We start from the raw sequence: 22,952 nt of genomic DNA, 5'->3' as shown, positions 1-22,952 counted from the left end.
CTGTCAAGAAAAGATGGATATTCTTCGACAGTTTGTTCACTAATTGCGCACAATCAATCTGGGGCGATCATTTTTTCTGCGCGCACGAGCCGGTCGTAATCTTCCTCAGATACATGTCCGCTCTTTAATGCCTCCTCGCGCAAGGTTGTACCGTTCTTGTGCGCGGTTTTTGCGATCTTGGCGGCATTGTCATAGCCGATAGCTGGTGCCAGAGCAGTTACGAGCATCAGCGAACGATCGAGAAGATCCTTGATGCGGTCTTCGTTGGCCTCGATGCCTTCCACGCAGTGATCCGCAAACGAGACCATGGCATCGCTTAAGATTCGGATCGACTGCAGTACATTATAAGCAATGACCGGCTTAAATACGTTAAGCTCGAAGTGTCCCTGGCTTGCAGCAACGGTTACTGTGGTCTGGTTGCCGAAGACCTGTGTTGCCACCATGGTGAGAGCTTCAGCTTGTGTCGGATTAACCTTGCCCGGCATAATTGATGAGCCGGGCTCATTTTCCGGCAGCGACAATTCGCCAAGACCAGAACGAGGACCGGAGCCAAGGAAGCGGATGTCGTTGGCGATTTTGAAAAGATCAGCCGCCAGCCCGTTCAGGCTGCCATGGAAGTTTGCAAGCGCACCGTGGCTTGCGAGCGCCTCAAATTTGTTGGGGGCTGTCTTGAAGCTTAGACCGGTGATTTCGCTGACAGCGTTCGCAAAGCCAGTATCGAAACCTTTTGGTGCGTTTAGGCCAGTGCCAACGGCGGTTCCGCCCTGTGCCAGCAGGAACACGTCCGCAAGCGATTGTTCAATGCGATGGCGCGCATATTCCAGCGCTGCGCGATAGCCTGAGAATTCCTGTCCAAGCGTGACAGGCGTCGCATCCTGCGTATGCGTGCGGCCGATCTTGATAATGTGCTCGAACGCTACTTCCTTATCTTTGAGTGCTTTGGTGAGGTGTTCCAAAGCCGGGAAGAGGCGTTGAACAGTCTCAACTGCCGTTGCAATATGGATTGCAGTTGGGAAAGTGTCATTCGAAGACTGGGCCATATTGACGTGGTCATTCGGATGGACTGGCTTCTTCGAGCCAAGCTCGCCGCCCAGAAGCTCAATGGCGCGGTTGGAAATAACCTCGTTGGCATTCATGTTTGACTGCGTACCTGACCCCGTCTGCCAGACAACAAGCGGGAAATGATCGTCGAGCTTGCCTTCAATCACTTCGGATGCCGCAACGGCGATGACCTGTCCAAGAACAGGATCAAGCTTACCCAGAGCAATATTGGTTTCAGCTGCTGCGCGCTTGACGACGCCCAATGCATGAACCAGAGGCAGGGGCATACGTTCGCCACCGATCTTGAAATTTTGCAAAGAACGCTGTGTTTGCGCGCCCCAGTAACGGTCGGCGGCAACATCGATGGGTCCGAAAGTATCTGTTTCGGTACGCGTGGCAGTCATCTTCAGTCTCCGGCTTGTTTCAGGCGGGGGAAATGCCCGCCCGTAGAATCGAGAATAACAGCATTGCTGGATTATTGGCTATGGAATGCTCGTAGAGCAGCCCTAGCTCTCAGTTATTTGATAAAATATGAATATAAAAGTCAAATTTTATCGAGTGCAGCACCCACTCCAGGTTCAGTTATCCTCGTTGTCGTCATCGCCGTCGTCGGTTTCTGAAATCCACGCGGTCGGCTCGACCCGCTGCTGGGTTTTACTGTCGGTGAAAATCCACCATCCGGTGTCAGTTTCGTCCCAGTCGCCACCACCGGCTTTCAGCTTATCAAGAGAACGATATTGACCAACTGATTCATTGCGCTGATCGTCATCATCGATCCATACCACAGTTACTTTGCGTCCGTCCTTCGGTGCAGTGGCTATCGGTCGTTCCTGGCGCATTTAATTATCCATCCCATGATCAGTTCAGATAATCATAGGGCAAAAAAACGGTGCGACAAGCCGCGGTCCCAAGCATTGGCATAGTGCCGCGGTTTGTCGCGAATGAATTAGCCGAGGCGTGCAGCTTTCAGGGCATGACCCCACCACGCAAGCTGATCCAGCATATTCTTGGCGGCTTCCCCCAGATGCGGGAAGTCATCCAGCGTGTTCTCTTTCTTGACGACTGCAAGGTAATCTGGGAACAAGATATGGACGCCAGTTTTCACCGACATCGAAGACATCTCAACTGCGATCATCCGCAGCTGTTCGACAGCGCGTGCACCGCCGACGCCGCCGTGGCCGACGAAGCCGATTGGCTTCTCAATCCAATCACCATAATCGATGGCATTTTTCAGAACCGCTGTTGGCGCATGGTTATATTCGGCAGCCGTCAGAATATAGGCGTCAAACTCGCGTAGCTTGGTCTTCCACCTGTCGGCTGTCTCTGCCTGTGCGGTGGTTGTTGCTATGTCGCCATAAAAACCCATAGGATAATCAGCCAGATCGAGGATTTCGACATCGAATTCAGGTCGTGCGGCTGCGACCTTTGCAATCCATTCCGCTGATACTGGAGAAAAACGCTGTTCACGAGTGCTGCCGACAATCACTGCAACTTTAAGCTTGCTCATCGATATTTCCTTTTTAGTGGTAACCAATAGAGACTAACGCTATACCGGTGACTGAATAAGGCGCAAGGAGGCACTTTTATGAAACCCGGTGACTTCAAGGAAACCACTGCTTGCAGGGCTGTGACCGATATTTTGTCGCGCGTCGGCGATAAGTGGACGGTCTTGGTTGTGAGTTATCTTGGCAATGGTCCGATGCGGTTTAATGAAATCCGCCGCACAGTTGATGGCATTTCGCAGAAAATGCTGACGACGACGCTTCGCAATCTCGAGCGCGACGGCTTTGTCTCCAGAACTGTCTTCCCGACCATTCCACCGAAGGTCCAGTATGAATTGACGGAACTTGGCCGCGATCTTCTCAGGCCGGTTCGAGGTTTGGGAGAGTGGGCAGTCGCTAATGAGGCGCAAGTCATGATGGCGCGAGCGCGTTATGACGCGCGGAAGCCGGTCCACGGTTATGACCAGGCTGAAGCGGCGGAATGAGCAGTCGATAAGTTAAAAGCGTAAAAGTGGAAAGGCAGGCGCGAGCCTGCCTTTCCTGTTGCCTGAGACAGGACTTCCAAAGTGCGGGGGCAAACAGGAAGTCCATCTCGTATTGGTAGCGATTGACCATGAAAACCGCGGAATGTAAATCAGAAAATGCTAAAATAGCCGCAGCTTCCTTAGTAAAGCCCGGGATAGGTAAATTTTCTATAAATCACAAAGAGTTACATAATGTAAGAAAGCCAATCGAAGGCTGCTTTTCTTCCGATTTTATACTGCAAATCTTGGTCGCCACTTGATGTGTGAAGACGCGTTGCACTTTAAAAATTCAAAAAAAAACCTTCGGCAGAGGCCGAAGGTTTTCTATTTTTTGGGGGCTTTCACCTGCACAGGTGCTCTGTGCAGGCTTATTTGCCCCGTTCTCTATGGACTTCTTAGAAGTCCATACCGCCCATGCCACCCATACCGCCAGGCATGCCAGCAGGAGCTGCGTCCTTCTTAGGCAGTTCAGCGATCATGGCTTCAGTCGTGATCAGAAGACCAGCCACTGATGCTGCGTTCTGCAGAGCGGTGCGAACAACCTTAACCGGGTCAACAACGCCAGCCTTGATCAGGTCGCCGAATTCACCATTGGCAGTGTTGTAGCCGTAGGTGTCCGAGCCGTTTTCAAGGATCTTGCCAACGATGACGGAAGCTTCTTCACCGGCATTGGTCGTGATCTGGCGAGCAGGAGCCTGCAGAGCGCGACGAACGATGTTGATACCAGCTTCCTGGTCAGGGTTTGCACCCTTGGCAACGATCTGCGACGAAGCGCGGAGCAGGGCGGTACCACCACCAGCAACGATACCTTCTTCAACCGCAGCGCGGGTTGCGTTCAGGGCGTCGTCAACGCGGTCCTTCTTTTCCTTGACTTCGATTTCCGTTGCACCGCCGACGCGGATTACGGCAACGCCACCAGCGAGCTTGGCAAGACGTTCCTGAAGCTTTTCACGGTCGTAGTCAGAAGTGGTTTCTTCAACCTGCTGCTTGATCTGCGAAACGCGCGCATCGATTTCAGCCTTCTGGCCTGCACCGTCAACGATCGTGGTGTTTTCCTTGGTGATCGAAACTTTTTTCGCACGGCCGAGCATGTCGAGCGTAACGGTTTCAAGCTTGATACCGAGGTCTTCGGAGATAACCTGACCGCCGGTGAGGATCGCGATGTCTTCGAGCATTGCCTTACGGCGATCGCCGAAGCCAGGAGCCTTAACAGCAGCAATCTTCAGGCCGCCACGCAGCTTGTTGACAACGAGCGTTGCGAGAGCTTCGCCTTCAACATCTTCAGCGATGATGACGAGTGGCTTTGAGGTCTGAACAACAGCTTCGAGCACTGGCAGAAGAGCCTGCAGGTTCGAAAGCTTCTTTTCATGCAGGAGGATGTATGCGTCTTCGAGATCAGCAACCATCTTGTCTGGGTTGGTGACGAAGTATGGCGACAGGTAGCCGCGGTCGAACTGCATACCTTCAACGACTTCGAGTTCGGTTTCAGCGGTCTTGGCTTCTTCAACCGTAATCACGCCTTCGTTGCCGACTTTCTGCATCGCTTCAGCGATCATCTTGCCGATTTCGGCTTCGCCGTTAGCGGAGATGGTGCCAACCTGAGCAACTTCTTCCGAAGTGTTGATCTTCTTGGCCTTGCTAAGAAGGTTTGCAACAACTTCAGTGACTGCGAGATCGATACCGCGCTTCAGGTCCATCGGGTTCATGCCGGCAGCAACAGCTTTTGCGCCTTCCTGAACGATAGCCTGACCGAGAACGGTCGCAGTGGTTGTGCCGTCACCAGCAGTATCGTTGGTCTTCGAAGCCACTTCGCGCAGCATCTGTGCGCCCATGTTTTCGAACTTGTCTTCGAGTTCGATTTCCTTGGCAACCGATACGCCGTCCTTGGTGATGCGTGGAGCGCCAAAGGACTTGTCGATAACAACGTTACGACCCTTTGGGCCGAGCGTTACCTTCACAGCGTCAGCGAGGATATCGACGCCGCGCAGCATCTTTTCGCGCGCATTGCGACCGAATTTTACGTCTTTTGCAGCCATTTTACTCTCCTGGGAAATGTCCCGGTCAGATTATGGTGAGTTGATATTCAGGTAGAAACTAATCTGTGGCTTCGCCTAACCGGCGCGAACCAGAGGGATTAGCCAACAATTCCGAGAATGTCGGATTCTTTCATGATCAGCAGGTCTTCGCCGCCGATCTTGACTTCTGTGCCCGACCACTTGCCGAACAGAACCTTGTCGCCAGCCTTAACTTCGAGAGCGATCAGCTTGCCTGCTTCGTCACGAGCGCCAGCGCCAACAGCGACGATTTCGCCTTCCTGCGGCTTTTCTTTAGCGGTGTCAGGGATGATGATCCCGCCAGCGGTCTTAGCTTCCGATTCAACGCGACGAACGACGACGCGGTCATGAAGCGGGCGGAACTTGATATCAGCCATGGTATAACCCTTGGTGTTATAGACGTTGAACCCTGTTAACGGATCGAACCGATCCGCGCTTGTTAGCACTCCATCTGTCCGAGTGCTAACGTGCCAAAGAGATAGAACTGGTCCTATTCTTTGTCAAGGATCGTTGCCGTTTTTTGACAGAGCAGAAAATAAATTCTGAAAATCAGCCTGTCACAGGCATCGGCGTGCTGTTGCCTGCAATGTGGGGACTATACAGATGGCTGGCAAGGCGGGCGGAAAAATAAGCACCTGTGGCGGGTTATATCCAGGAAATGGCAGGCTTGGTTAACGACCTCTGATTGCAGGAAGACTTATCGTTCAAACACAATGCGTTCATCCGGGCGTGCATTTGGACGCAGATAGGCTCAAGCGTGGTGACAGATCAGGCGCATTCTAGTAGAGGAATTCGCAGGATGCCTGATACGCATCTTCACCAAAGTCGACTGTTTGCTTGAGCATGGAACGGTCGGGCTCCTTCTTTTGCCGGTATATGCCGGACCACAATACTAGAGGATAGTGATGAAACTGCCTGAGCGCCTAGACGATCTGACGGACGGATATGATGCGATCTTCTGTGATGTCTGGGGTGTGTTGCACAATGGTGAAGTTGCATTTGCACCTGCTGTCGAGGCTTTAAAGCGTGCGCGCGCCAAGGGCATAACGGTTATTCTCGTAACCAATGCACCACGTCCGTTTGGCAGCGTTATTGCACAGATGACGTTGCTCGGTGTGCCGGAAGATGCCTATGACCGTGTGGTCACCTCCGGCGATGTGACCCGTGATCTCATTATTGAAGGTCCGCGCAAGGTCTTCCATATCGGTAGCGAACGTGAGCTGGCGATTTATGAAGGTCTGGATGTCGAGCTTGTTGAAGAGTTCGAAGCTTCGGGCGTCGTCTGTACGGGTCTTTATGACGATGAAACCGAGACGCCGGAAAATTACGCGGAGCTGCTGCAACGTCTTCGTTCGCGCAATCTGCCTTTCATCTGCGCAAACCCGGATATTATGGTTGAACGCGGACCGCGCCTGATCTGGTGTGCTGGCGCGCTGGCGCGCGATTACGGTCAGCTTGGCGGTCGCACGCTGATTGCAGGCAAACCGCATCGCCCGATTTACGAAGCTGCTGCAAAAGCGGTTGAAGAAATTCGTGGTTCGCCTGTTGAAAAGACCCGTATCCTCGGGATCGGCGACGGAGTGTTGACAGATGTTAAGGGCGCCGCTGATTATGGGCTCGATGTGCTCTATATTTCCGGTGGTGTTCATGCAGCGGATTACACAGCTGATGGAAATGTCGACTTCGAGAGAATGAACGCGTTTCTGCAAAAGCATGGCCATGCACCAATCGCCTCGCTCTACGCACTCGTCTGACATCCGCCTCGAGAACCTGCTTCGACCATGACAAAACCTGCTTTTCAGCGCCTTTCAGGAACGGATGCATTGCCGCTCACATTGCGTGATTGCGTTGTGGCAATAGGCAATTTTGATGGTGTTCACCGTGGCCATCAGGCAGTGTTGGAGCGTGCGCTTGAAATTGCTCAGCGGGATGGGTTGCCTGCTGTTGTTCTGACTTTTGAGCCGCACCCGCGCAGTTTCTTCAAGCCCAACGAGCCTGTTGAGCGCCTGACCGATGCCGTCGAAAAAGCCGAAATTCTGCGACTGATGGGTTTCCACGCTGTGGTGGAGCAGCCGTTCACAGCAGATTTTTCGGCGCAATCTGCTGAAGACTTTGTGCGCAATATTCTGGTCGAGCGTTTGCACGCCAATTGCGTGGTCACAGGTTATGACTTCCATTTTGGTAAGGGACGCCGTGGCACACCGCAATTCCTCGTGGAAGCCGGAGAGGTATCGGGGTTCAGTGTTTCTCTGGTGGATGCATTCAGCGACGAGGGCGGAAATGTCGTTTCCTCCACGCGCATCAGAGCGCTTTTATGCGATGGTGCGGTTTCCGAAGCGGCAGGTCTTCTTGGCTATCGCTATCGTGTGAGCGGAGAAGTTATTCACGGTAAGAAGCTTGGTCGCACGCTTGGATTTCCAACCGCCAATATGACAATCGATGATCATGTGAGCATGAAGCATGGCATTTATGCTGTGCGTTTCCGCAGGGCGGACGGCAGTTTGCGCGATGGTGTCGCAAGTTTTGGCCGTCGTCCGACTGTTGACAGTGATGGGAAGCCGTTGCTTGAAACTTTCGTCTTCGATTTTGCAGGCGAGCTTTATGGCGAAGTTGCTGAAGTCTCTTTCTTTGGCTATCTGCGCGGTGAAATTAAATTCGACGGTCTTGATCCGCTGATTGTTCAAATGAAACGGGATGAAGAAGAAGCGCGCGCGATCCTCGCGGGAGCACAACCGATATCCGCACTGGATCGTCTACTATCCTTTCCAGCTTAGCTACCACGGCGGTTCTGACGCGTAATGGATTTCCACTTCTGAGAGTCATGCTGCGAAAAAGCCTGTAGTAATTTCTACCTGAGATTTAAGTTTAATTTTACATATTCCGTACACATAGTATTAAATGCCCCTAAAGTTTCCGGGGCGCTGTTTATCGGAGTTTCATGTGACGCGTATCTCCCTTGCCTTTATTACAGGCGCTGCATTGTTCGTGGGTTCTTTCTCGGCCGTTGCTGCAGATATGCAGCAGACAGACGTTTATGCTGCGGAACCCGCCAAGCCGGCTCGCAAGTATTTCTGGTCTGGCGACTGGTATCTCAAGGTGGGTGCTGCTGGCCTGATTGCTCCGAAGTTCGAAGGTTCCAACAAGTATAGGTTTTCAGCGCAGCCTCTGATTTCGCTTGGCCGTCAGGGTGAGGCAGAACGCTTTTCATCGCGCAATGACAATGTCTCTTTTGCACTCATAGATCAGGATCGCTTCCGTGTTGGTGCTGTCGGCAAATTGATGTTCGAGCGCGACACCAAGATTGATGGTCTTCACGAAACCAAGTTCGGCGGTGAAGCCGGTGGTTTCGTCGATGTTTACCCAACTGACTGGCTGCGTGTCCGCGGTGAAGTGCGTCATGGTATTCGCGCGCACAAGGGTGTTGTCGCTGATGTTGCCGCCGATGCGTTCTATGACGTAACGCCTGTCGTTCGTGTTTCGGCTGGCCCGCGTGCAACCTTCGCCTCCAAGGATTACTTCAAGACCTATTATGGCGTAACGGCTGAGGAAGCTGTTGCATCGGGTGTGAAGGAATATCGTCCGGGTGGCGGTTGGGAATCGGTCGGTGTTGGCGGCGCCATCACCTGGAAAGCAACTGACAAGATCGATACCAGTCTGTTTGGCGAATATAGCCGTCTTCAGGGTCCGGCAAAGGATTCGAGCATCGTGAAGCAGCACGGTTCGCCGAACCAGTTTATGGTTGGCGTATCTGCGACCTATCGTTTTGATTTCTCGCTCGACTGATAAAAATCCGGTCAATCTGTAAAGTTTTCGGAGGCAGGGCTGCAAGTTTATTGCGCCCTGCCTCTTTATTCCTGCGAAGGTCATTGCTAAAAGCGTGCCCATGATGACGGATTTTCGGCACATCGGCACGGCTATACGAATTATTGGCCCGGCCTTCCTCTAAGCCTTGATGGCGCTGCTTTTAAGCGGCGCATGGCAGGAAGGTCCGGGAGCGACCGGCTGTGCCTCGCAGCCTCCTGAGTTTTCCCGGCTGCGTTTGGCAGCCTCCTGACCGTTCAAAGCATATTCCCCTCGTATCAAAACATGCGGGAATGACAGGCAAGCGTAAAATGACCGACAAGATCGATTATTCCAAAACCCTCAATCTGCCGCAGACCGAGTTCCCGATGCGCGCAGGCCTGCCGCAGCGCGAGCCGCTTTTTGTGCAGCGTTGGGAGGAAATGAACCTCTACAAAAAGCTGCGTGAAGACGCCAAGGACCGTCCGCTTTACGTCCTGCATGACGGCCCTCCTTACGCAAACGGCAATATCCATATCGGCCATGCGCTGAACAAGATCCTCAAGGATGTGATCACGCGCTCGTTCCAGATGCGTGGTTTCAACTCGAACTATGTTCCGGGCTGGGATTGCCATGGTCTGCCGATCGAGTGGAAGATCGAAGAAAAATATCGCGCACAGGGCAAAAACAAGGACGAAGTCGCAATCAACGAGTTCCGCAAGGAATGCCGTGAGTTCGCGGCGGGCTGGATCAAAGTCCAGTCGGAAGAGTTCAAACGCCTTGCAATCTGCGGTGATTTCGAAAACCCATACACGACCATGAACTTCCATGCGGAAGCGCGGATCGCTGGCGAACTCCTGAAGTTTGCTGTCACTGGCCAGCTTTATCGCGGCTCGAAGCCGGTCATGTGGTCGGTTGTCGAGCGCACGGCACTTGCTGAAGCCGAAGTCGAATATCACGACATCGAGTCGGATATGATCTGGGTCAAGTTCGCGGTAGCCGGAACTGGCGATCTGGCAGGCGCTTCCGTTGTTATCTGGACTACAACCCCTTGGACCATTCCGGGCAATCGTGCGGTGGCTTATTCCTCGCGCGTTGCCTATGGTCTGTACGAAGTTGTCGCTGCCGAGAACGATTTCGGTCCTCAGCCCGGCGAAAAGCTGGTTTTTGCTGACAAGCTTTCTGAAGAATGCGCCAAGAAAGCTAAGCTTGAGTTCAAGCGTCTGCGCGATGTCTCGAGCGAAGAACTTGCAGGAAATGAGCTTTCACATCCGCTTAAGGGCTTCGGCGGCGGATATGAATTTGTAGTGCCGCTGGTTTCCGGCGACCACGTAACCGACGATGCCGGCACGGGTTTTGTTCACACCGCACCAAGCCACGGTCGTGAAGATTTTGAAGCCTGGATGGACAATGCTCGTGAGCTGGAAGCGCGCGGTATCGATCCAAGCATTCCTTTCCCGGTCGGCGATGACGGTTATTACACCAAGGATGCGCCTGGCTTTGGTCCGGATCGCGACGGCGGTGCCGCGCGTGTTATCGATGATAACGGCAAGAAGGGCGATGCAAACGAGGCTGTCATCAAGCAGCTCATCGCGCATGATAGACTTTTTGCACGCGGTCGTCTGAAGCATTCCTATCCGCATTCATGGCGCTCGAAGAAGCCGGTAATTTTCCGCAACACCCCGCAGTGGTTCGTCTATATGGACAAGAACCTCGGCGATGGAACCACGCTGCGTTCGCGCTCACTCAAGGCCATTGAGGAAACCCGCTTCGTTCCAGCTGCCGGTCAGAACCGTTTGCGCTCAATGATCGAAGGTCGCCCGGACTGGGTGCTTTCGCGTCAGCGGGCTTGGGGCGTACCGATCTGCGTTTTCGCGGATGAAGAAGGCAATATCCTGCAGGACGATGCCGTCAACAAGCGCATCCTCGAAGCTTTCGAGCAAGAGGGTGCTGATGCATGGTTTGCGGAAGGTGCGCGTGAACGCTTCCTCGGTAGCCGCGCAAATGAGGGCTGGACGCAGGTTCGCGACATTCTCGACGTTTGGTTCGATTCTGGTTCGACGCATACTTTCACGCTCGAAGATCGTGAGGACATGAAGTGGCCTGCCGACGTTTATCTTGAAGGGTCTGACCAGCACCGCGGCTGGTTCCATTCGTCGCTGCTGGAAAGCTGCGGAACGCGTGGCCGCGCGCCCTACAACGCTGTCGTTACCCATGGTTTCACCATGGATGAAAACGGCAAGAAAATGTCAAAATCGCTTGGAAACACTGTCACGCCGCAGGATGTGATCAAGGATTCTGGCGCTGACATCCTGCGTCTGTGGGTGATGACCACCGACTATTGGGAAGATCAGCGTCTTGGCAAGAATATCATTCAGACCAATATCGACGCCTATCGCAAACTGCGTAACACGATCCGCTGGATGCTTGGCACCCTCGCCCATGACCAAGGCGAAACCTTGCCTCACGCTGATCTGCCGGAACTCGAGCGGTTGATGCTGCATCGTCTTGCCGAACTCGATGAGGTTGTCCGCTCAGGCTACGACGCGTTTGATTTCAAGCGCATTGCCCGTGCACTGATCGACTTCATGAATGTCGAACTCTCGGCTTTCTACTTCGATATCCGCAAGGATGCTCTCTACTGCGATGCGCCGTCGAGTGTTCGCCGCAAGGCCGCCCTTCAGACTGTGCGGGAAATCTTCGATCGCGTAACCACCTGGCTTGCGCCAATGCTGCCTTTCACCACGGAAGAAGCATGGCTTGACCGCTATCCACAGTCGACATCGGTGCATCTGGAGCAGTTCCGTGCGATTCCAGCTGAATGGCGCGATGACGTGTTGGCTGAAAAGTGGCGCAAGGTTCGTAATGTTCGCCGCGTTGTTACGGGTGCGCTGGAACTGGAACGCGCAGACAAGCGCATTGGTTCTTCGCTGGAGGCAGCTCCGGTTGTCCACATTACTGACAAGAGCCTCGCCGATTCGCTTGAAGGTCTGGATTTCGCTGAAATCTGCATCACCAGCGACATCTCACTTACAGATGCTGCAGCAACTGCTGAGGCTTTCACGCTTGATGATGTCAAGGGCGTTGCGGTCGTTCCTGTTCGTGCAGAAGGTGAGAAGTGCGCGCGTTCGTGGCGATACACAACCGACGTCGGTTCGGACGCGGAATTCCCGGAAGTCTCGGCCCGTGACGCGGCAGCGCTGCATGAATTGAAGGCTCTCGGACGGCTTTCAGCCTGATAATAATGCCCGGATGCATCGCGCGTCCGGGCTTTTTCACGACAGGGCTTGCCTTGATGAGTGAGAGCATGGTGAAATAGCGGTTAATATCGCGATTGCCCGTAGAGATGCTCTCATGTACAAGGCTCTCCTTGAGATAAACTTGCAATCTGCCTTGGAGTTGCCGGTTTCTTGCGGCAAGGGTGACAAAGAAGCCTTTGACGAAAAGAAAATCGACAGGCGTAAAAGAAGTGGCGCTAATGAAGATTGAAGGACGAGTTCTGGTATTGATGACGGCGGTTGCGGGTTTCGCACTGTCTGGATGTGTATCGTCGCCGACCTACGGAACCGACAAAACGGCGAGTGCGCAGCTCCTCGACGACATGTCGAACATGGCCAGCTTCGGTCAGGGCAAGAAAAAAGAACGCATCGATTACAAGCCGCGTCCTGATCTTGTGCGTCCTGCTCAGGGCGACAAGGGCTCGCTGCCTGCTCCGCAGGAAAGCGTTGCAAGCGCGGGTGATCCTTCGTGGCCAGAATCACCAGAGCAGCGCCGTAAACGTCTGCGTGATGAAATCACTGCAAATCGCGACAACCCGAACTTTGTTTCGCCTGTTGAACAGGACGTAGCGGTTGCCAATAATCTTCGGGCTTCTCTTCCAAGCGGTAACAGCCGTCGCGAAGACTATGAATCCCGTACGCCGACATTTGATCCAGCGAAAGTTGCTGAGCTGAAGAAGCAGCGTGAAGCGCAGACGCAAGGCTCGTCCACGACGCGCCGCTATCTCAGTGAACCGCCTCTCGGTTACCGTCAGCCCGCATCGACGGCAGCTGTGGGTGAATTGGGCCAGGATGAATCGCAGAAAGAACGCGAGCGTAAGAAAGCTGCTGGCGGCGGAAGTAAGAGCTGGCGTGATCTGCTTCCTTGGAACTAATACTATAGTATAATTTTTTAAAAATCAGAAAGCTGGAAGAAACAATCTTCCGGCTTTTTTTTGTTATTTACTTCGCGGCTTGTCATTAAAATGACGTTGTTCTGTGACTGTTCTTTTCAAATATTAAATATTTTTAATGTTGGTTATTCTAACCAATATTTGATTTCAATCAACGAAACTATTCTGTCAGAGCGTATCCTGCTGCTTTTCGGAAACTAGGGTACAGTAATGGATAAAACAAATCAGATTTGGGATGGTCCCAATGGTTACGGCGTCATCAGTCGTGTGTTTCATTGGCTCATGGCCGTCCTTTTCCTTTGGCAATTCATATCTGCCATTCTGCGGGTTTTCATAAAGGATAGTGCAGCCTACAGTTTCTTTTGGTCTGCGCATCACACGATTGGCTTTTCCCTGTTGATACTTGTGTTGTTGCGTGGAGTGTGGGGCTTGCTGAACCTATCCAAGCGGCCACGAAAGCAGGGCGCGATAGGTCAACTCGCCGCGGCGGGGCATTTGGTTATTTATATACTGATGTTTGCAGTTCCCGCGCTTGCGTTACTGCGCAGTTACGGGAGCGGTCGCGGGTTTTCTGCATTCGGCATCCAAGTTTTCCAACAGACTGATGTGCAGAATGCTGCACTGACCGCACCAGGCAATGCGGCGCACGGTCTTCTGGGTTGGGTTTTGCTCGCTGTAATTGTTGGTCATGTGTTCATGGCATTGGTGCACCATTTTGCGCTGCGCGATAATACGCTGCGTCACATGACTGGTCGCCGTGCCGTTAATTAAGCTTGCCTACCGCTTCTCGCGAAAAAACTCTCTGAGCAGTTTCTGGGATTCTTCTTCGGAAAATCCGGCATAAACATCAGGCACATGATGGCATGTGGGCAGCGTGTAAAAGCGTGGCCCATATTCAACGCCACCGCCTTTTGGATCAGATGCACCGTAATAAAGCCGCCGAATACGAGCGAAGGAGATTGCTGCGGCACACATAGCGCAAGGCTCAAGCGTTACGTAAAGATCACAATCGGGGAGACGTTCGGATTTGAGAAATTCGCCGGCATGTCGAATTGCAAGCACTTCCGCGTGGGCAGTGACGTCGTTCAACTCGCGGGTTCGGTTACCTGCGCTGGCGATGATTTCTCCTTCATGCACGATGACGGCCCCGATTGGCACTTCGCCACGCAGCGCTGCAGATTTGGCCTCTTGGAGGGCGATCTGCATTGGATTTACTGATATCTGGGATGAAATATCTGCATCCTTTTTCAAACCGACCTCATTTCATAGCCAAGATAGGGAAATTTCGCTCGCAAGCTAATGAGCGATTTGTTACTGCATAAGTCACGAAATCAAAACCGATTTACGAACGGATTTATACGGCGTTTTTGACCGGACAGCTCTTTCCCAGTTGAAAAGGGGCGAAAGACGACACGGCGGCGCTGCTGAAAGGCCAATACCAGATGAGCACAGAAGACGACAACAAAGGCGGTCGACGTCCCCCGCATGGACGTGGCGAAGGCCGCGGTGACCGCCCAAGCGGTACGCGTGGCGAACGCGGTGAGCGACGCTCCGGTCCCCGCGACGATAGTTTTCGCGACGGCAAGCCACGCGATGATCGACCTCGTCGTGATGACGATCGCGGAGCGCCGCGCAAATTCGGATCTCGTGCTCCGCAGGAGGGTGAAGATACCAGCGAGCGCATTGCCAAGCGTTTGGCCCGTGCCGGTATTGCTTCGCGCCGCGAAGCAGAGACCATGATTGCGGCAGGCCGTATTTCGGTGAACGGCAAGGTTCTCGACACACCGGCGATCAATGTAAAGCGCACGGATGTCATCACAGTCGATGGCAAGCAGCTGAAGCAGGCTGAGCGCACGCGGTTGTGGCTGTATCACAAGCCTGCGGGCCTTGTGACTACCAACCGTGACCCTGAGGGCCGCCCGACCGTATTTGAAGCGCTGCCTGCTGAAATGCCACGTGTGCTTTCTGTCGGACGTCTCGATATCAATACCGAAGGGCTGCTGTTGCTCACCAATGATGGTGGTCTGTCGCGTGTTCTGGAGCTGCCGTCGACTGGCTGGCTGCGTCGCTACCGCGTCCGCGCCCATGGTAAGGTCACGCAGGTGCAGCTTGACGAGTTGAAAAACGGCATTGCCGTTGATGGCGTCTTTTATGGCAGTATCGAAGCGACGCTTGAGCGCGAGCAGGGTGCTAATGTCTGGATTTCTATTGGTCTGCGCGAAGGCAAAAACCGCGAAGTTAAGAACATTCTCGGCGCATTGGGCCTGACTGTTGGACGGCTGATCCGCGTTTCGTTTGGTCCTTTCCAGCTCGGTGATCTTGAAGAAGGTGGTGTGCGTGAAATTCGCGGCCGCATTTTGCGCGATCAGCTGGGTGAAAAACTCGTAGAAGAATCTGGCGCGGACTTCGATGCGCCAATTCTGAATGAATTCTCCAACACCGTTGTTCAGGGCCGTACTGCGCGCGAGATGGAACAGCGCGAGCCGCGTGAGCAGGAGGGCGAGTATCGCCGCCAGCCACGCGAGCGTGAATGGATTTCGAGCCAGCCTGAGCGCCGCAAGCGTCCAGAAAAGAAAGAAGACAAGATCGAACCGCGTCGTCGTGGTGGGGTGAATGTCTGGATGGCCTCCGGCGCACGCCCACAGGGTGAAAAAGCTGCAGCAGAAAAAGCCGCGCGTGCTACTGCTCGCGGTGAACGCGCAAACCGCTCTGAAGGCGATTTCAAGTCTCGTCCGCGTCGTTTCGAAGAAGGTGATCAGCGCCGTGATGAAGGTCGTGAAGATCGTCCGCGTCGTTTTGAGGGCCGTTCAGAAGGGCGTTCCGACAGGCCAGCGGGTCGTTCAGAAGGACGTCCTGCAAGCCGTAGCCCGCGTGGTGAAGGTGATTTTCAGCAACGCCCACGCCGTTTTGGGGATGGTGATCAGCGCCGAGAAGAAGGTCGCGAGGATCGTCCGCGCCGTTATGAGGGTCCGCAAGAGGGGCGCAGTCCACGTCCGGAAGGCCGTGATGATCGCAAGCAGGAACGCCGTCCGGGTAAGCGCGAGCGCGCCGAGTTGAAGGCTGAAGGCGGTGAGAGATCATCGGGTGGTTATGAGGGTCGCAGCTTCGGCAAGCCTTCAGGTCCGCGTGGTGAAGGCCGTTTTGGCGCCGGAAACGCGGATCGTGGCCCGCGCAGTGGCGGACCACGTTCTGGCGAAGGTCGTAACCCGTCGAAGGGTCCAGGAGGCTTTGGCAAGGGTCCGGATCGTGGCGGTTCAGGCGGAAAGCCGAGCAATGGCCGGTCCGGCGATGGAAAGCCACGCGGTGGCAAGCCAGGGGGCAGCGGTGCGGATCGTCGGCGGTAAATTCCGCGGGCGCGCGCTCGTAACTCCTGCAACAAATGCGATCCGTCCAACGACGGATCGCACGCGCGAAAGCCTCTTCAATATTCTCGCGCATAGCTTTCCCGATAAGGTGGACGGCGGTCGCGTGCTGGATCTCTTCGCGGGAACGGGCGCGCTCGGACTCGAAGCGCTATCTCGCGGCGCTCGCTATGCGGTCTTCGTCGAAGAATCTGCGGAAGGTCGCGGCATTCTTCGACAGAACATCGAAGCTTTCGGTCTTCAGGGCCAGACCAAGGTTCTGCGCCGCGATGCTTGCAAGCTTGGTGAAGCGGGCACGATGGAGCCTTTCGATCTGATATTTGCTGATCCACCCTATGGTCGCCGCATGGGGGAAAAGGCTCTTTTATCTGCACTGGAAGGCAGTTGGCTTAATCCTGACGCACTTATCGTGCTTGAAGAGGAAGCGGAAGCATCGCTGGAACTGGATGAACGATTCGTCGTTCATGAAGAGCGGAATTATGGTGGCACCATTATCCGCCTCATCCAGTTGAAAGCGCATCCCGAAAAAGTGTGAAACGGTTTTCGGATAAGATGCGCAAAAGCAGATAATCAGGGCACCGATCTGATGAAGTCAGATCAAAATGGGCTCTGATCGGGATAAAACTATATCCGAACCCGGGCGACCGGTTTCGGAGACACATTGAATATAAATACAGGTCTTGCCGCTCGCCAGACATCTCATAGCTGTCAGGGCGGAATGAAACTGATTGGAGATGTCGTTTGGTGAATAACCCCTCACTCCGGCACTATTTGTTGTCCACCGCCCTTGGTTTGGCGCTGGCTCTGCCGCTTGCAACAGGTTCGGTCCGGGCGCAGACGCCTGCACCCGCTGTAGTGACTGAGGCTGCTAAGCCTGCAGAACAAGCAAATCTGCCAGAAATCACGAAATCCGAAGATATCAGCAGCTTCACGCTGGAAAACGGCCTCAAGGTCGTCGTTATTCCGGATCACCGCGCGCCGGTGGTCACGCAGATGATCTGGTATCACGTCGGTTCAGCTGATGAGGCTCCCGGTGAATCCGGCATTGCGCATTTTCTTGAACATCTGATGTTCAAGGGGACCAAGACCTATCCGGCTGGAGAGTTCTCCGCGAAGATTGCAGCGATTGGCGGTCAGGAAAATGCGTTTACCTCGTATGATTACACGGCCTATTTCCAGCGCGTTGCACCTGACGCGCTGGAAATGGTGATGGGATATGAATCGGATCGCATGGCCAATCTGGTTCTCGATGAAGAAGCCGTGACGACTGAGCGCGAGGTGATCCTTGAAGAGCGTCGTATGCGCGTCGATTCAAATCCCGCAGCGATGCTGATGGAAAACACCGATGCCGTGCTGTTCTACAACCATCCTTACCGTGTGCCGGTTATCGGCTGGCGACAGGAAATGGAAAAGCTCAGCCTGAAAGATGCGGTGGATTTCTACCAGCAATATTACACGCCGAATAATGCGACACTGGTTATTGCAGGTGACGTAACGCCGGAGCGCGTCCGTGATCTCGTTATGAAAACTTGGGCCAAAATCCCGAAGCGTGCTGATGTTTTGCCTCGTGAGCGCCCGCAGGAACCGGAAAAGCACGCAGCCCGCGTCGTGACGCTGCATGATGATCGTGTGAGCACACCGTCGTTCCGCATGTCATGGCTGGTGCCCTCTTATTCCAATGAGAAGCGATTCCCGGATGTGAAGGCAGGAGACGCACCGGCACTCGACCTGCTGAGCGAAATTCTTGGCGGGTCACTGCGCTCGCGTCTTTATCAGGAACTGATCGTCAAGCAGGGCATCGCATCCAACACGGGTGCCAGCTATGATGGCGATCCGCTCGATGACGGCACATTCTCGGTTTACGGTTCACCGCAAAACGGCAAGACGCTGGCCGATGTTGAAAAGGCAGTTGATGCCGAAGTTGCCCGTATCATCAAGGAGGGTGTGACACAGACCGAGCTTGATCAGGCGCGCAATCGCTTTCTTAAGGCAGTGACATTCGCGCGGGACAGCCAGTCCGGTATGGCCCGGATTTATGGATCCACTCTCTCCATCGGCATGAGTATCGAAGATATTCAGAAATGGCCGGATGTGATCAAGGGTGTCACCGTCGAGCAGATCAAAGATGCGGCAAGCCGCTATCTGGTCAAGGACCAGTCGGTGACTAGCTATTTGCTGCCGCCAGACACAGAACCTGAAAACGCACGCGAAAATCCGAATGCTGCCGCTGGCAATAACGAGAATGGCGCGGGAGGAGCAATCCAGTGAGCAAAGCTATTGCGTTGAACGTTAATCGTGCAAAGACTGCGATGATGGCACTTGCAACATCGATGATGTTGCTCATCATTTTAAACCTGCCTGCAAATGCTATAGAAATTCAGGAGGTTGTCTCACCAAAGGGCATAAAAGCCTGGCTGGTTGAGGACAATTCTGTCCCACTCGTTTCGATGCGCTTCTCGTTCAAGGGAGGCACATCGCAGGATCCGGGTGGCAAGGAAGGTCTTGCCAATCTGATGACCGGCCTGTTCGACGAAGGTGCGGGCGATCTCGATTCTGACAGCTTTCAGGAGCGCATCGATAATCTCGGTGGTGAGATGAGCTTTACAGCTTCCCCTGATTCCGTTTCGGGTAGCATCCGTATGTTGGCTGAAAACCGCAATGCTGTCAGTGATCTTCTGGCGTTGGCCGTTAATAAACCGCGCTTCGATCAGGATGCAGTTGATCGCATTCGCCAGCAGGTTGTTGCGAGCCTTGAGGCCTCGCAGCGTAACCCCTCGACCATTGCGTCGCGCAAATTCTCGGAAGTCTTGTACGGTAATCACCCGTATGGTCGTCCAGATGAAGGTACGGTCAAATCGCTGCAGTCGATCAGCCGCGAAGACCTCGCCACATTCCATCGCAAGAACTTCGCCCGTGATCGCCTGACGGTTGGTGTTGTCGGCTCGATCAACGCCAAGGATCTGGGTGAGATGCTGGACAAGGTGTTTGGCGACTTGCCAGCAAATGCAGAACTGGTGCCGGTGCCGGATGCGAAACTCGCGCTTGGTACGACAACCAGCCTCAGCTTTGATATGCCGCAGACATCGATCAGCTTTGTCTATCCGGCAATCCCGCGCAAAGATCCTGAGTTCTTTGCAGCCTATCTGATGAATCATATTCTTGGCGGTGGCTTCACCTCGCGTCTTTATGCGGAAGTGCGTGAAAAGCGCGGCTTGGCTTATTCCGTCTCATCATCGATGGCGCTGCGCGACCACGTATCGGCACTCACTATTTCAACGGCGACCCGCCCTGAAAAGGCACAGGAATCGCTTAAGATCATCCGTGAGCAGGTTTCAGCAATGGCAAATGACGGTCCAACAGAAGCTGAACTTGAAGCTGCCAAGAGCTATCTCAAAGGCTCTTATGCGGTGAATAATCTCGATTCTTCTGTATCCATTGCCGACACGCTTGTTGGTCTGCAGGAAGCTGGTCTTGATCGTGAATATATCGATAAGCGCGCTGAATTGATCGATGCGGTGACGCTCGATCAGGTGAAGGCTATTGCCAAAAAGCTTCTGGAAGCAGAACCTGCAATTCTGATCTTTGGGCCTGCGCAGTCCTAACACATAGGCAAAACAAATATTGGAGCGCGCCATGGAAGCGCTCCAATACGCCGTGAGGAAAACTTCATGGATATAAGCATTCCCACATCTCCGCGTATTGCGGTCGCTTTTGGCGGCGGCGGTGCTCGCGGTATCGCGCATATCCATATTGTAGAAGTTCTCGATGAACTCGGCATTAAGCCGGTGGCCATTGCCGGTTCGTCCATCGGTTCGATTGTCGGTGCGGGAATGGCAAATGGCATGAGCGGCAATGAAATTCATGAATATATGGCGGCGATTTTTAATCGCCGATCGGAAGTCGCGCGCCGTATGTGGCAAGCGCGGCCTGAACGCTGGGTGGAGTTGCTGAAAGGCGGCTTCCGCGTCAGCCAATTCAACATTGAAAAGATTTTGGAAGTTTTTCTTCCTGCTTCTCTGCCGGAGAACGTGGAGGAGTTGAAAATCCCAATGGTCATCACGGCGTCGGATTTTCACGCGGCACTTGAGTTACACATCGATGAGGGCGATCTGCGCTCGGCGATTGCTGCTTCTTGCGCCATTCCACCTGTTTTCCGGCCAGTGCGGCGTGGTGGACGCATTCTGGTTGATGGTGGATTGCTCAATCCGGTTCCGTTCGATCTTTTGTTCGATAAGGCCGATATTGTTATCGGCATTGATGTTGTCGGAGCGCCTGTTGGCCCGGATGACTACATGCCGACAACGATTGAAGCGGTGATGGGAGCAAACCAGCTCACCATGTGTTCGATTATAGAGAACAAATTCCGCAATCGTCCGCCGCATATTTTCCTGCGTCCGAATGTTGAACGAATTGGCTTGCTCGACTTTCTGAAATTCGAGCAGATCCTTTCCCAAACCGTTGATATCCGGGAAGAATTGAAGCTCGCGCTCGATGCGGTTTTAAGCGGCAAGGGAAAAGCGGTTGCATCGTGAGCTCATTCGGCGGCAACAGCCGTTGAGGGCGTGCCTTCATCAACATTGGCAACTGCATCGATATTGTCTCCGGCCTTATCGATACGCTGGCCTTCGCGGGATGGCTTCATCAAAGGCTCTGGCGTTACCGGTTTATTGAACAGCAGATGACGTCCAGCCAAAATGCCTTCCGAAGCCTGAACATGTAATCGGTCTTCGTCACGCTGCCTGACATCTTCACGAATAGCGTAGGCGTTGGCTTCAGACAGACCGAGACCTTCCAACGTGCGCTGACCAAAAAGCAGACCTGATTCAAAGGTTTCACGCAGTTCATATTCGACGCCCTGCGCACGAAGCTGGAGCGTATGTTCACGATCATAAGATCGCACGAACAAGCGCACATCGGGATATTCCGACTGGATCAGATTGACGATCCGGTTGGTTATTTCCTTCTTATGAGTACAGACAGCAACAATCTTGGCGTGGCGAATACCTGCGGCTTCAAGCACATCCTTACGCGTGCCATCGCCAAAATAGATACGGAAGCCGAACTTACCTGCAGCTCTCACACGATTGGGCGAGTTGTCGATCACGGTTACATCGATGCCCCCAGCAAGCAATATCTGCGCGGAAATCTGCCCATAACGTGAGAAGCCGATCATCAGAACGTCGGAGCCTGCGCCTTCGAAATTCTCTTCGATGACATCTTCAGGCTTGTCCTTGATGAGGAGTTTAGTTCCAATAGCAACCGAAAGCGGCGTCAGAGCCATAGAAACGGTGACGGCTGCGACCAGCTCTGAACTTAGTGCATTGGAGATCACTGCAGCGGCGGCTGCAGCCGAGAACAACACAAAGGCAAACTCACCGCCTTGTGGCAGCAAAAACGCAACGCGAACCGCGTCGTTGTGGTTGGAACGGAAGATCCTGCACAGCACATAGATAATTGCCGCTTTAACGATCATGAAGATGGGAACTGCAATCAGGATGGTCTGCCAGTATTGCAGTATGACGCTAAGATTGAGCGACAAACCCACAGCGACAAAGAACAAGCCGAGGAAGATGCCACGAAATGGTTCGATGTCGGCTTCCAGTTCATGGCGGTATGATGATTCTGCCAGCAGGACACCAGCGATGAACGCCCCCATAGCCATGGACAGACCCGCCGATTCAAGGAGGCTTGCAGAGCCAAGTACCACGAACAGTGCGGCGGCGATCATCACCTCGCGCGCGCCAGTGTTGGCGATAATCCGGAACATTGGATTGATCAGATACCGACCTGCTATAACAAGGGCCGCAATCGCCGCAATTGCTGTTGCTAGATGAAAGCCCGCAGTCATTTGCGAGGGTTCGTTGGGCGAGAGGACAGGAATGATCGCAAGGATCGGGACGATCGCGAGATCCTGAAACAACAGGATTGCGAATGCACGCTGTCCATGTTTCTGATTGGTCTCAGCGCGGTCTTCCAGAACTTGCATGGCGAAGGCTGTTGAGGAAAGTGCAAGCCCAAATCCGACAATTATGGCCGCTCCGGTGTTCAACGCGGCAAGGTGTGTACCGAGCGCTGCCAATGCTGCTCCGGTCAGCAAAACCTGGGCTGCACCAAGGCCAAAAATAGAGTGTCGTAGAGCCCATAGTCGCGAAGGCTTCAATTCAAGGCCAATGACAAACAGGAGAAAGACGACGCCGAGTTCCGAAAAATGGAGCAATTCCTCGCCGTCTGAGATCAGACGCGCCACTGGACCAATGACGATGCCTGCTGCCAGATAGCCGAGAACTGTTCCAAGCCCAAGCCGCTTGAACAAAGGCGCTGCAATAATAGCGCCCCCCAGAATCATCAAAGCCTGTAAGTATAGACTTCCGCCCGTTGCGACCATTTTATGCTCTTGGAATTATAAGAATGAATGGGCTTGCCTTGAAGCCCGAGGATTTCGAAAATATAGGAGTAGGATATGGCTCTAATCAGTCCGATGTCGATGAATTTGACATAATTTTTTGCAAATTCCGATT

General features: G+C 53.7%; 19 protein-coding genes. 12 read left to right on the top strand and 7 right to left on the bottom strand.

What is annotated here, in order from left to right:
- Positions 1–53: 53 nt before the first annotated feature.
- The 3 genes from fumC to KMS41_17740 all read right to left on the bottom strand — a co-directional run bounded on the left by fumC (position 54) and on the right by KMS41_17740 (position 2,548).
- Complete coding sequence (fumC, locus tag KMS41_17750) at positions 54–1,445, bottom strand: class II fumarate hydratase (GenBank protein QWK79322.1); 1,392 nt, start codon at positions 1,443–1,445, stop codon at positions 54–56.
- Positions 1,446–1,619: 174 nt separating this feature from the next.
- Positions 1,620–1,880 (bottom strand): hypothetical protein, encoded by a 261-nt coding sequence (locus KMS41_17745; protein ID QWK79321.1) that lies wholly within the window; start codon positions 1,878–1,880, stop codon positions 1,620–1,622.
- Positions 1,881–1,987: 107 nt separating this feature from the next.
- On the bottom strand, positions 1,988–2,548 hold the full coding sequence (locus KMS41_17740) for an NAD(P)H-dependent oxidoreductase (GenBank protein ID QWK79320.1): 561 nt from the start codon (positions 2,546–2,548) through the stop codon (positions 1,988–1,990).
- A gap of 78 nt (positions 2,549–2,626) precedes the next feature.
- On the opposite strand from KMS41_17740, the gene KMS41_17735 reads away from it, so the two are divergent.
- Complete coding sequence (locus KMS41_17735) at positions 2,627–3,028, top strand: helix-turn-helix transcriptional regulator (GenBank protein ID QWK79319.1); 402 nt, start codon at positions 2,627–2,629, stop codon at positions 3,026–3,028.
- 434 nt (positions 3,029–3,462) lie between these two features.
- Here the strand turns inward: KMS41_17735 and groL are convergent, their stop codons facing one another.
- Both groL and groES read right to left on the bottom strand, forming a co-directional pair.
- Complete coding sequence (gene groL, locus KMS41_17730) at positions 3,463–5,103, bottom strand: chaperonin GroEL (GenBank protein ID QWK79318.1); 1,641 nt, start codon at positions 5,101–5,103, stop codon at positions 3,463–3,465.
- A gap of 98 nt (positions 5,104–5,201) precedes the next feature.
- Complete coding sequence (groES, locus tag KMS41_17725; protein QWK79317.1) at positions 5,202–5,498, bottom strand: co-chaperone GroES; 297 nt, start codon at positions 5,496–5,498, stop codon at positions 5,202–5,204.
- Between the two features lie 528 nt (positions 5,499–6,026).
- Here groES and KMS41_17720 point away from each other — a divergent pair.
- From KMS41_17720 to KMS41_17695, 6 genes are all read left to right on the top strand, one after another.
- Positions 6,027–6,875, top strand: a complete 849-nt coding sequence (locus KMS41_17720) for a TIGR01459 family HAD-type hydrolase (GenBank protein ID QWK79316.1) — start codon at positions 6,027–6,029, stop codon at positions 6,873–6,875.
- Positions 6,876–6,902: 27 nt separating this feature from the next.
- Entirely contained in the window at positions 6,903–7,895 is a 993-nt protein-coding gene (locus KMS41_17715; GenBank protein ID QWK79315.1) for a bifunctional riboflavin kinase/FAD synthetase, read from the top strand.
- Positions 7,896–8,019: 124 nt separating this feature from the next.
- Positions 8,020–8,904, top strand: coding sequence for a MipA/OmpV family protein (locus KMS41_17710; GenBank protein ID QWK79314.1), 885 nt, complete (start codon positions 8,020–8,022; stop codon positions 8,902–8,904).
- Between the two features lie 329 nt (positions 8,905–9,233).
- Positions 9,234–12,140 carry an isoleucine--tRNA ligase gene (ileS, locus tag KMS41_17705; GenBank protein QWK79313.1) on the top strand — a complete coding sequence of 969 codons (2,907 nt, stop codon included), beginning with the start codon at positions 9,234–9,236 and terminating at the stop codon, positions 12,138–12,140.
- A 239-nt stretch (positions 12,141–12,379) separates the two neighbouring features.
- Entirely contained in the window at positions 12,380–13,054 is a 675-nt protein-coding gene (locus KMS41_17700) for a hypothetical protein (protein ID QWK79312.1), read from the top strand.
- 228 nt (positions 13,055–13,282) lie between these two features.
- Positions 13,283–13,843 (top strand): cytochrome b, encoded by a 561-nt coding sequence (locus KMS41_17695; GenBank protein QWK79311.1) that lies wholly within the window; start codon positions 13,283–13,285, stop codon positions 13,841–13,843.
- Positions 13,844–13,849: 6 nt separating this feature from the next.
- Here KMS41_17695 and KMS41_17690 read toward each other — a convergent pair whose 3' ends face one another.
- Positions 13,850–14,323: a nucleoside deaminase gene (locus KMS41_17690; protein QWK79310.1), complete on the bottom strand. Its 474-nt coding sequence runs from the start codon at positions 14,321–14,323 to the stop codon at positions 13,850–13,852.
- A 191-nt stretch (positions 14,324–14,514) separates the two neighbouring features.
- Between KMS41_17690 and KMS41_17685 the strand changes: the two genes are divergently transcribed.
- From KMS41_17685 to KMS41_17665, 5 genes are all read left to right on the top strand, one after another.
- Complete coding sequence (locus KMS41_17685) at positions 14,515–16,416, top strand: pseudouridine synthase (protein QWK79309.1); 1,902 nt, start codon at positions 14,515–14,517, stop codon at positions 16,414–16,416.
- Complete coding sequence (gene rsmD, locus KMS41_17680; GenBank protein ID QWK80300.1) at positions 16,361–16,969, top strand: 16S rRNA (guanine(966)-N(2))-methyltransferase RsmD; 609 nt, start codon at positions 16,361–16,363, stop codon at positions 16,967–16,969. The genes KMS41_17685 and rsmD overlap by 56 nt, the downstream gene beginning before the upstream one ends.
- Positions 16,970–17,178: 209 nt before the next feature.
- Positions 17,179–18,702, top strand: coding sequence for an insulinase family protein (locus KMS41_17675; GenBank protein ID QWK79308.1), 1,524 nt, complete (start codon positions 17,179–17,181; stop codon positions 18,700–18,702).
- On the top strand, positions 18,699–20,036 hold the full coding sequence (locus KMS41_17670; GenBank protein ID QWK79307.1) for an insulinase family protein: 1,338 nt from the start codon (positions 18,699–18,701) through the stop codon (positions 20,034–20,036). Before KMS41_17675 ends, KMS41_17670 begins: the two co-directional genes overlap by 4 nt.
- Before the next feature lie 66 nt (positions 20,037–20,102).
- Positions 20,103–20,966, top strand: coding sequence for a patatin-like phospholipase family protein (locus tag KMS41_17665; GenBank protein QWK79306.1), 864 nt, complete (start codon positions 20,103–20,105; stop codon positions 20,964–20,966).
- 2 nt (positions 20,967–20,968) lie between these two features.
- Here the strand turns inward: KMS41_17665 and KMS41_17660 are convergent, their stop codons facing one another.
- A complete protein-coding gene (locus KMS41_17660; GenBank protein ID QWK79305.1) occupies positions 20,969–22,819 on the bottom strand; it encodes a monovalent cation:proton antiporter-2 (CPA2) family protein in 1,851 nt (616 codons plus the stop codon).
- Between the last annotated feature and the right edge of the window lie 133 nt (positions 22,820–22,952).

The organism is Ochrobactrum sp. BTU1 (genome assembly GCA_018798825.1).
Lineage (GTDB): Bacteria > Pseudomonadota > Alphaproteobacteria > Rhizobiales > Rhizobiaceae > Brucella.
This window is presented reverse-complemented; position numbering and strand designations above follow the sequence as displayed.

What these genes read in the sequence shown, in the direction of transcription:
- fumC (QWK79322.1), bottom strand. Translation starts at nt 1,445, where the DNA reads ATGACTGCCACGCGTACCGAAACAGATACTTTCGGACCCATCGATGTT.
- KMS41_17745 (QWK79321.1), bottom strand. Translation starts at nt 1,880, where the DNA reads ATGCGCCAGGAACGACCGATAGCCACTGCACCGAAGGACGGACGCAAA.
- KMS41_17740 (QWK79320.1), bottom strand. Translation starts at nt 2,548, where the DNA reads ATGAGCAAGCTTAAAGTTGCAGTGATTGTCGGCAGCACTCGTGAACAG.
- KMS41_17735 (QWK79319.1), top strand. Translation starts at nt 2,627, where the DNA reads ATGAAACCCGGTGACTTCAAGGAAACCACTGCTTGCAGGGCTGTGACC.
- groL (QWK79318.1), bottom strand. Translation starts at nt 5,103, where the DNA reads ATGGCTGCAAAAGACGTAAAATTCGGTCGCAATGCGCGCGAAAAGATG.
- groES (QWK79317.1), bottom strand. Translation starts at nt 5,498, where the DNA reads ATGGCTGATATCAAGTTCCGCCCGCTTCATGACCGCGTCGTCGTTCGT.
- KMS41_17720 (QWK79316.1), top strand. Translation starts at nt 6,027, where the DNA reads ATGAAACTGCCTGAGCGCCTAGACGATCTGACGGACGGATATGATGCG.
- KMS41_17715 (QWK79315.1), top strand. Translation starts at nt 6,903, where the DNA reads ATGACAAAACCTGCTTTTCAGCGCCTTTCAGGAACGGATGCATTGCCG.
- KMS41_17710 (QWK79314.1), top strand. Translation starts at nt 8,020, where the DNA reads ATGCCCCTAAAGTTTCCGGGGCGCTGTTTATCGGAGTTTCATGTGACG.
- ileS (QWK79313.1), top strand. Translation starts at nt 9,234, where the DNA reads ATGACCGACAAGATCGATTATTCCAAAACCCTCAATCTGCCGCAGACC.
- KMS41_17700 (QWK79312.1), top strand. Translation starts at nt 12,380, where the DNA reads ATGAAGATTGAAGGACGAGTTCTGGTATTGATGACGGCGGTTGCGGGT.
- KMS41_17695 (QWK79311.1), top strand. Translation starts at nt 13,283, where the DNA reads ATGGATAAAACAAATCAGATTTGGGATGGTCCCAATGGTTACGGCGTC.
- KMS41_17685 (QWK79309.1), top strand. Translation starts at nt 14,515, where the DNA reads ATGAGCACAGAAGACGACAACAAAGGCGGTCGACGTCCCCCGCATGGA.
- rsmD (QWK80300.1), top strand. Translation starts at nt 16,361, where the DNA reads ATGGAAAGCCACGCGGTGGCAAGCCAGGGGGCAGCGGTGCGGATCGTC.
- KMS41_17665 (QWK79306.1), top strand. Translation starts at nt 20,103, where the DNA reads ATGGATATAAGCATTCCCACATCTCCGCGTATTGCGGTCGCTTTTGGC.
- KMS41_17660 (QWK79305.1), bottom strand. Translation starts at nt 22,819, where the DNA reads ATGGTCGCAACGGGCGGAAGTCTATACTTACAGGCTTTGATGATTCTG.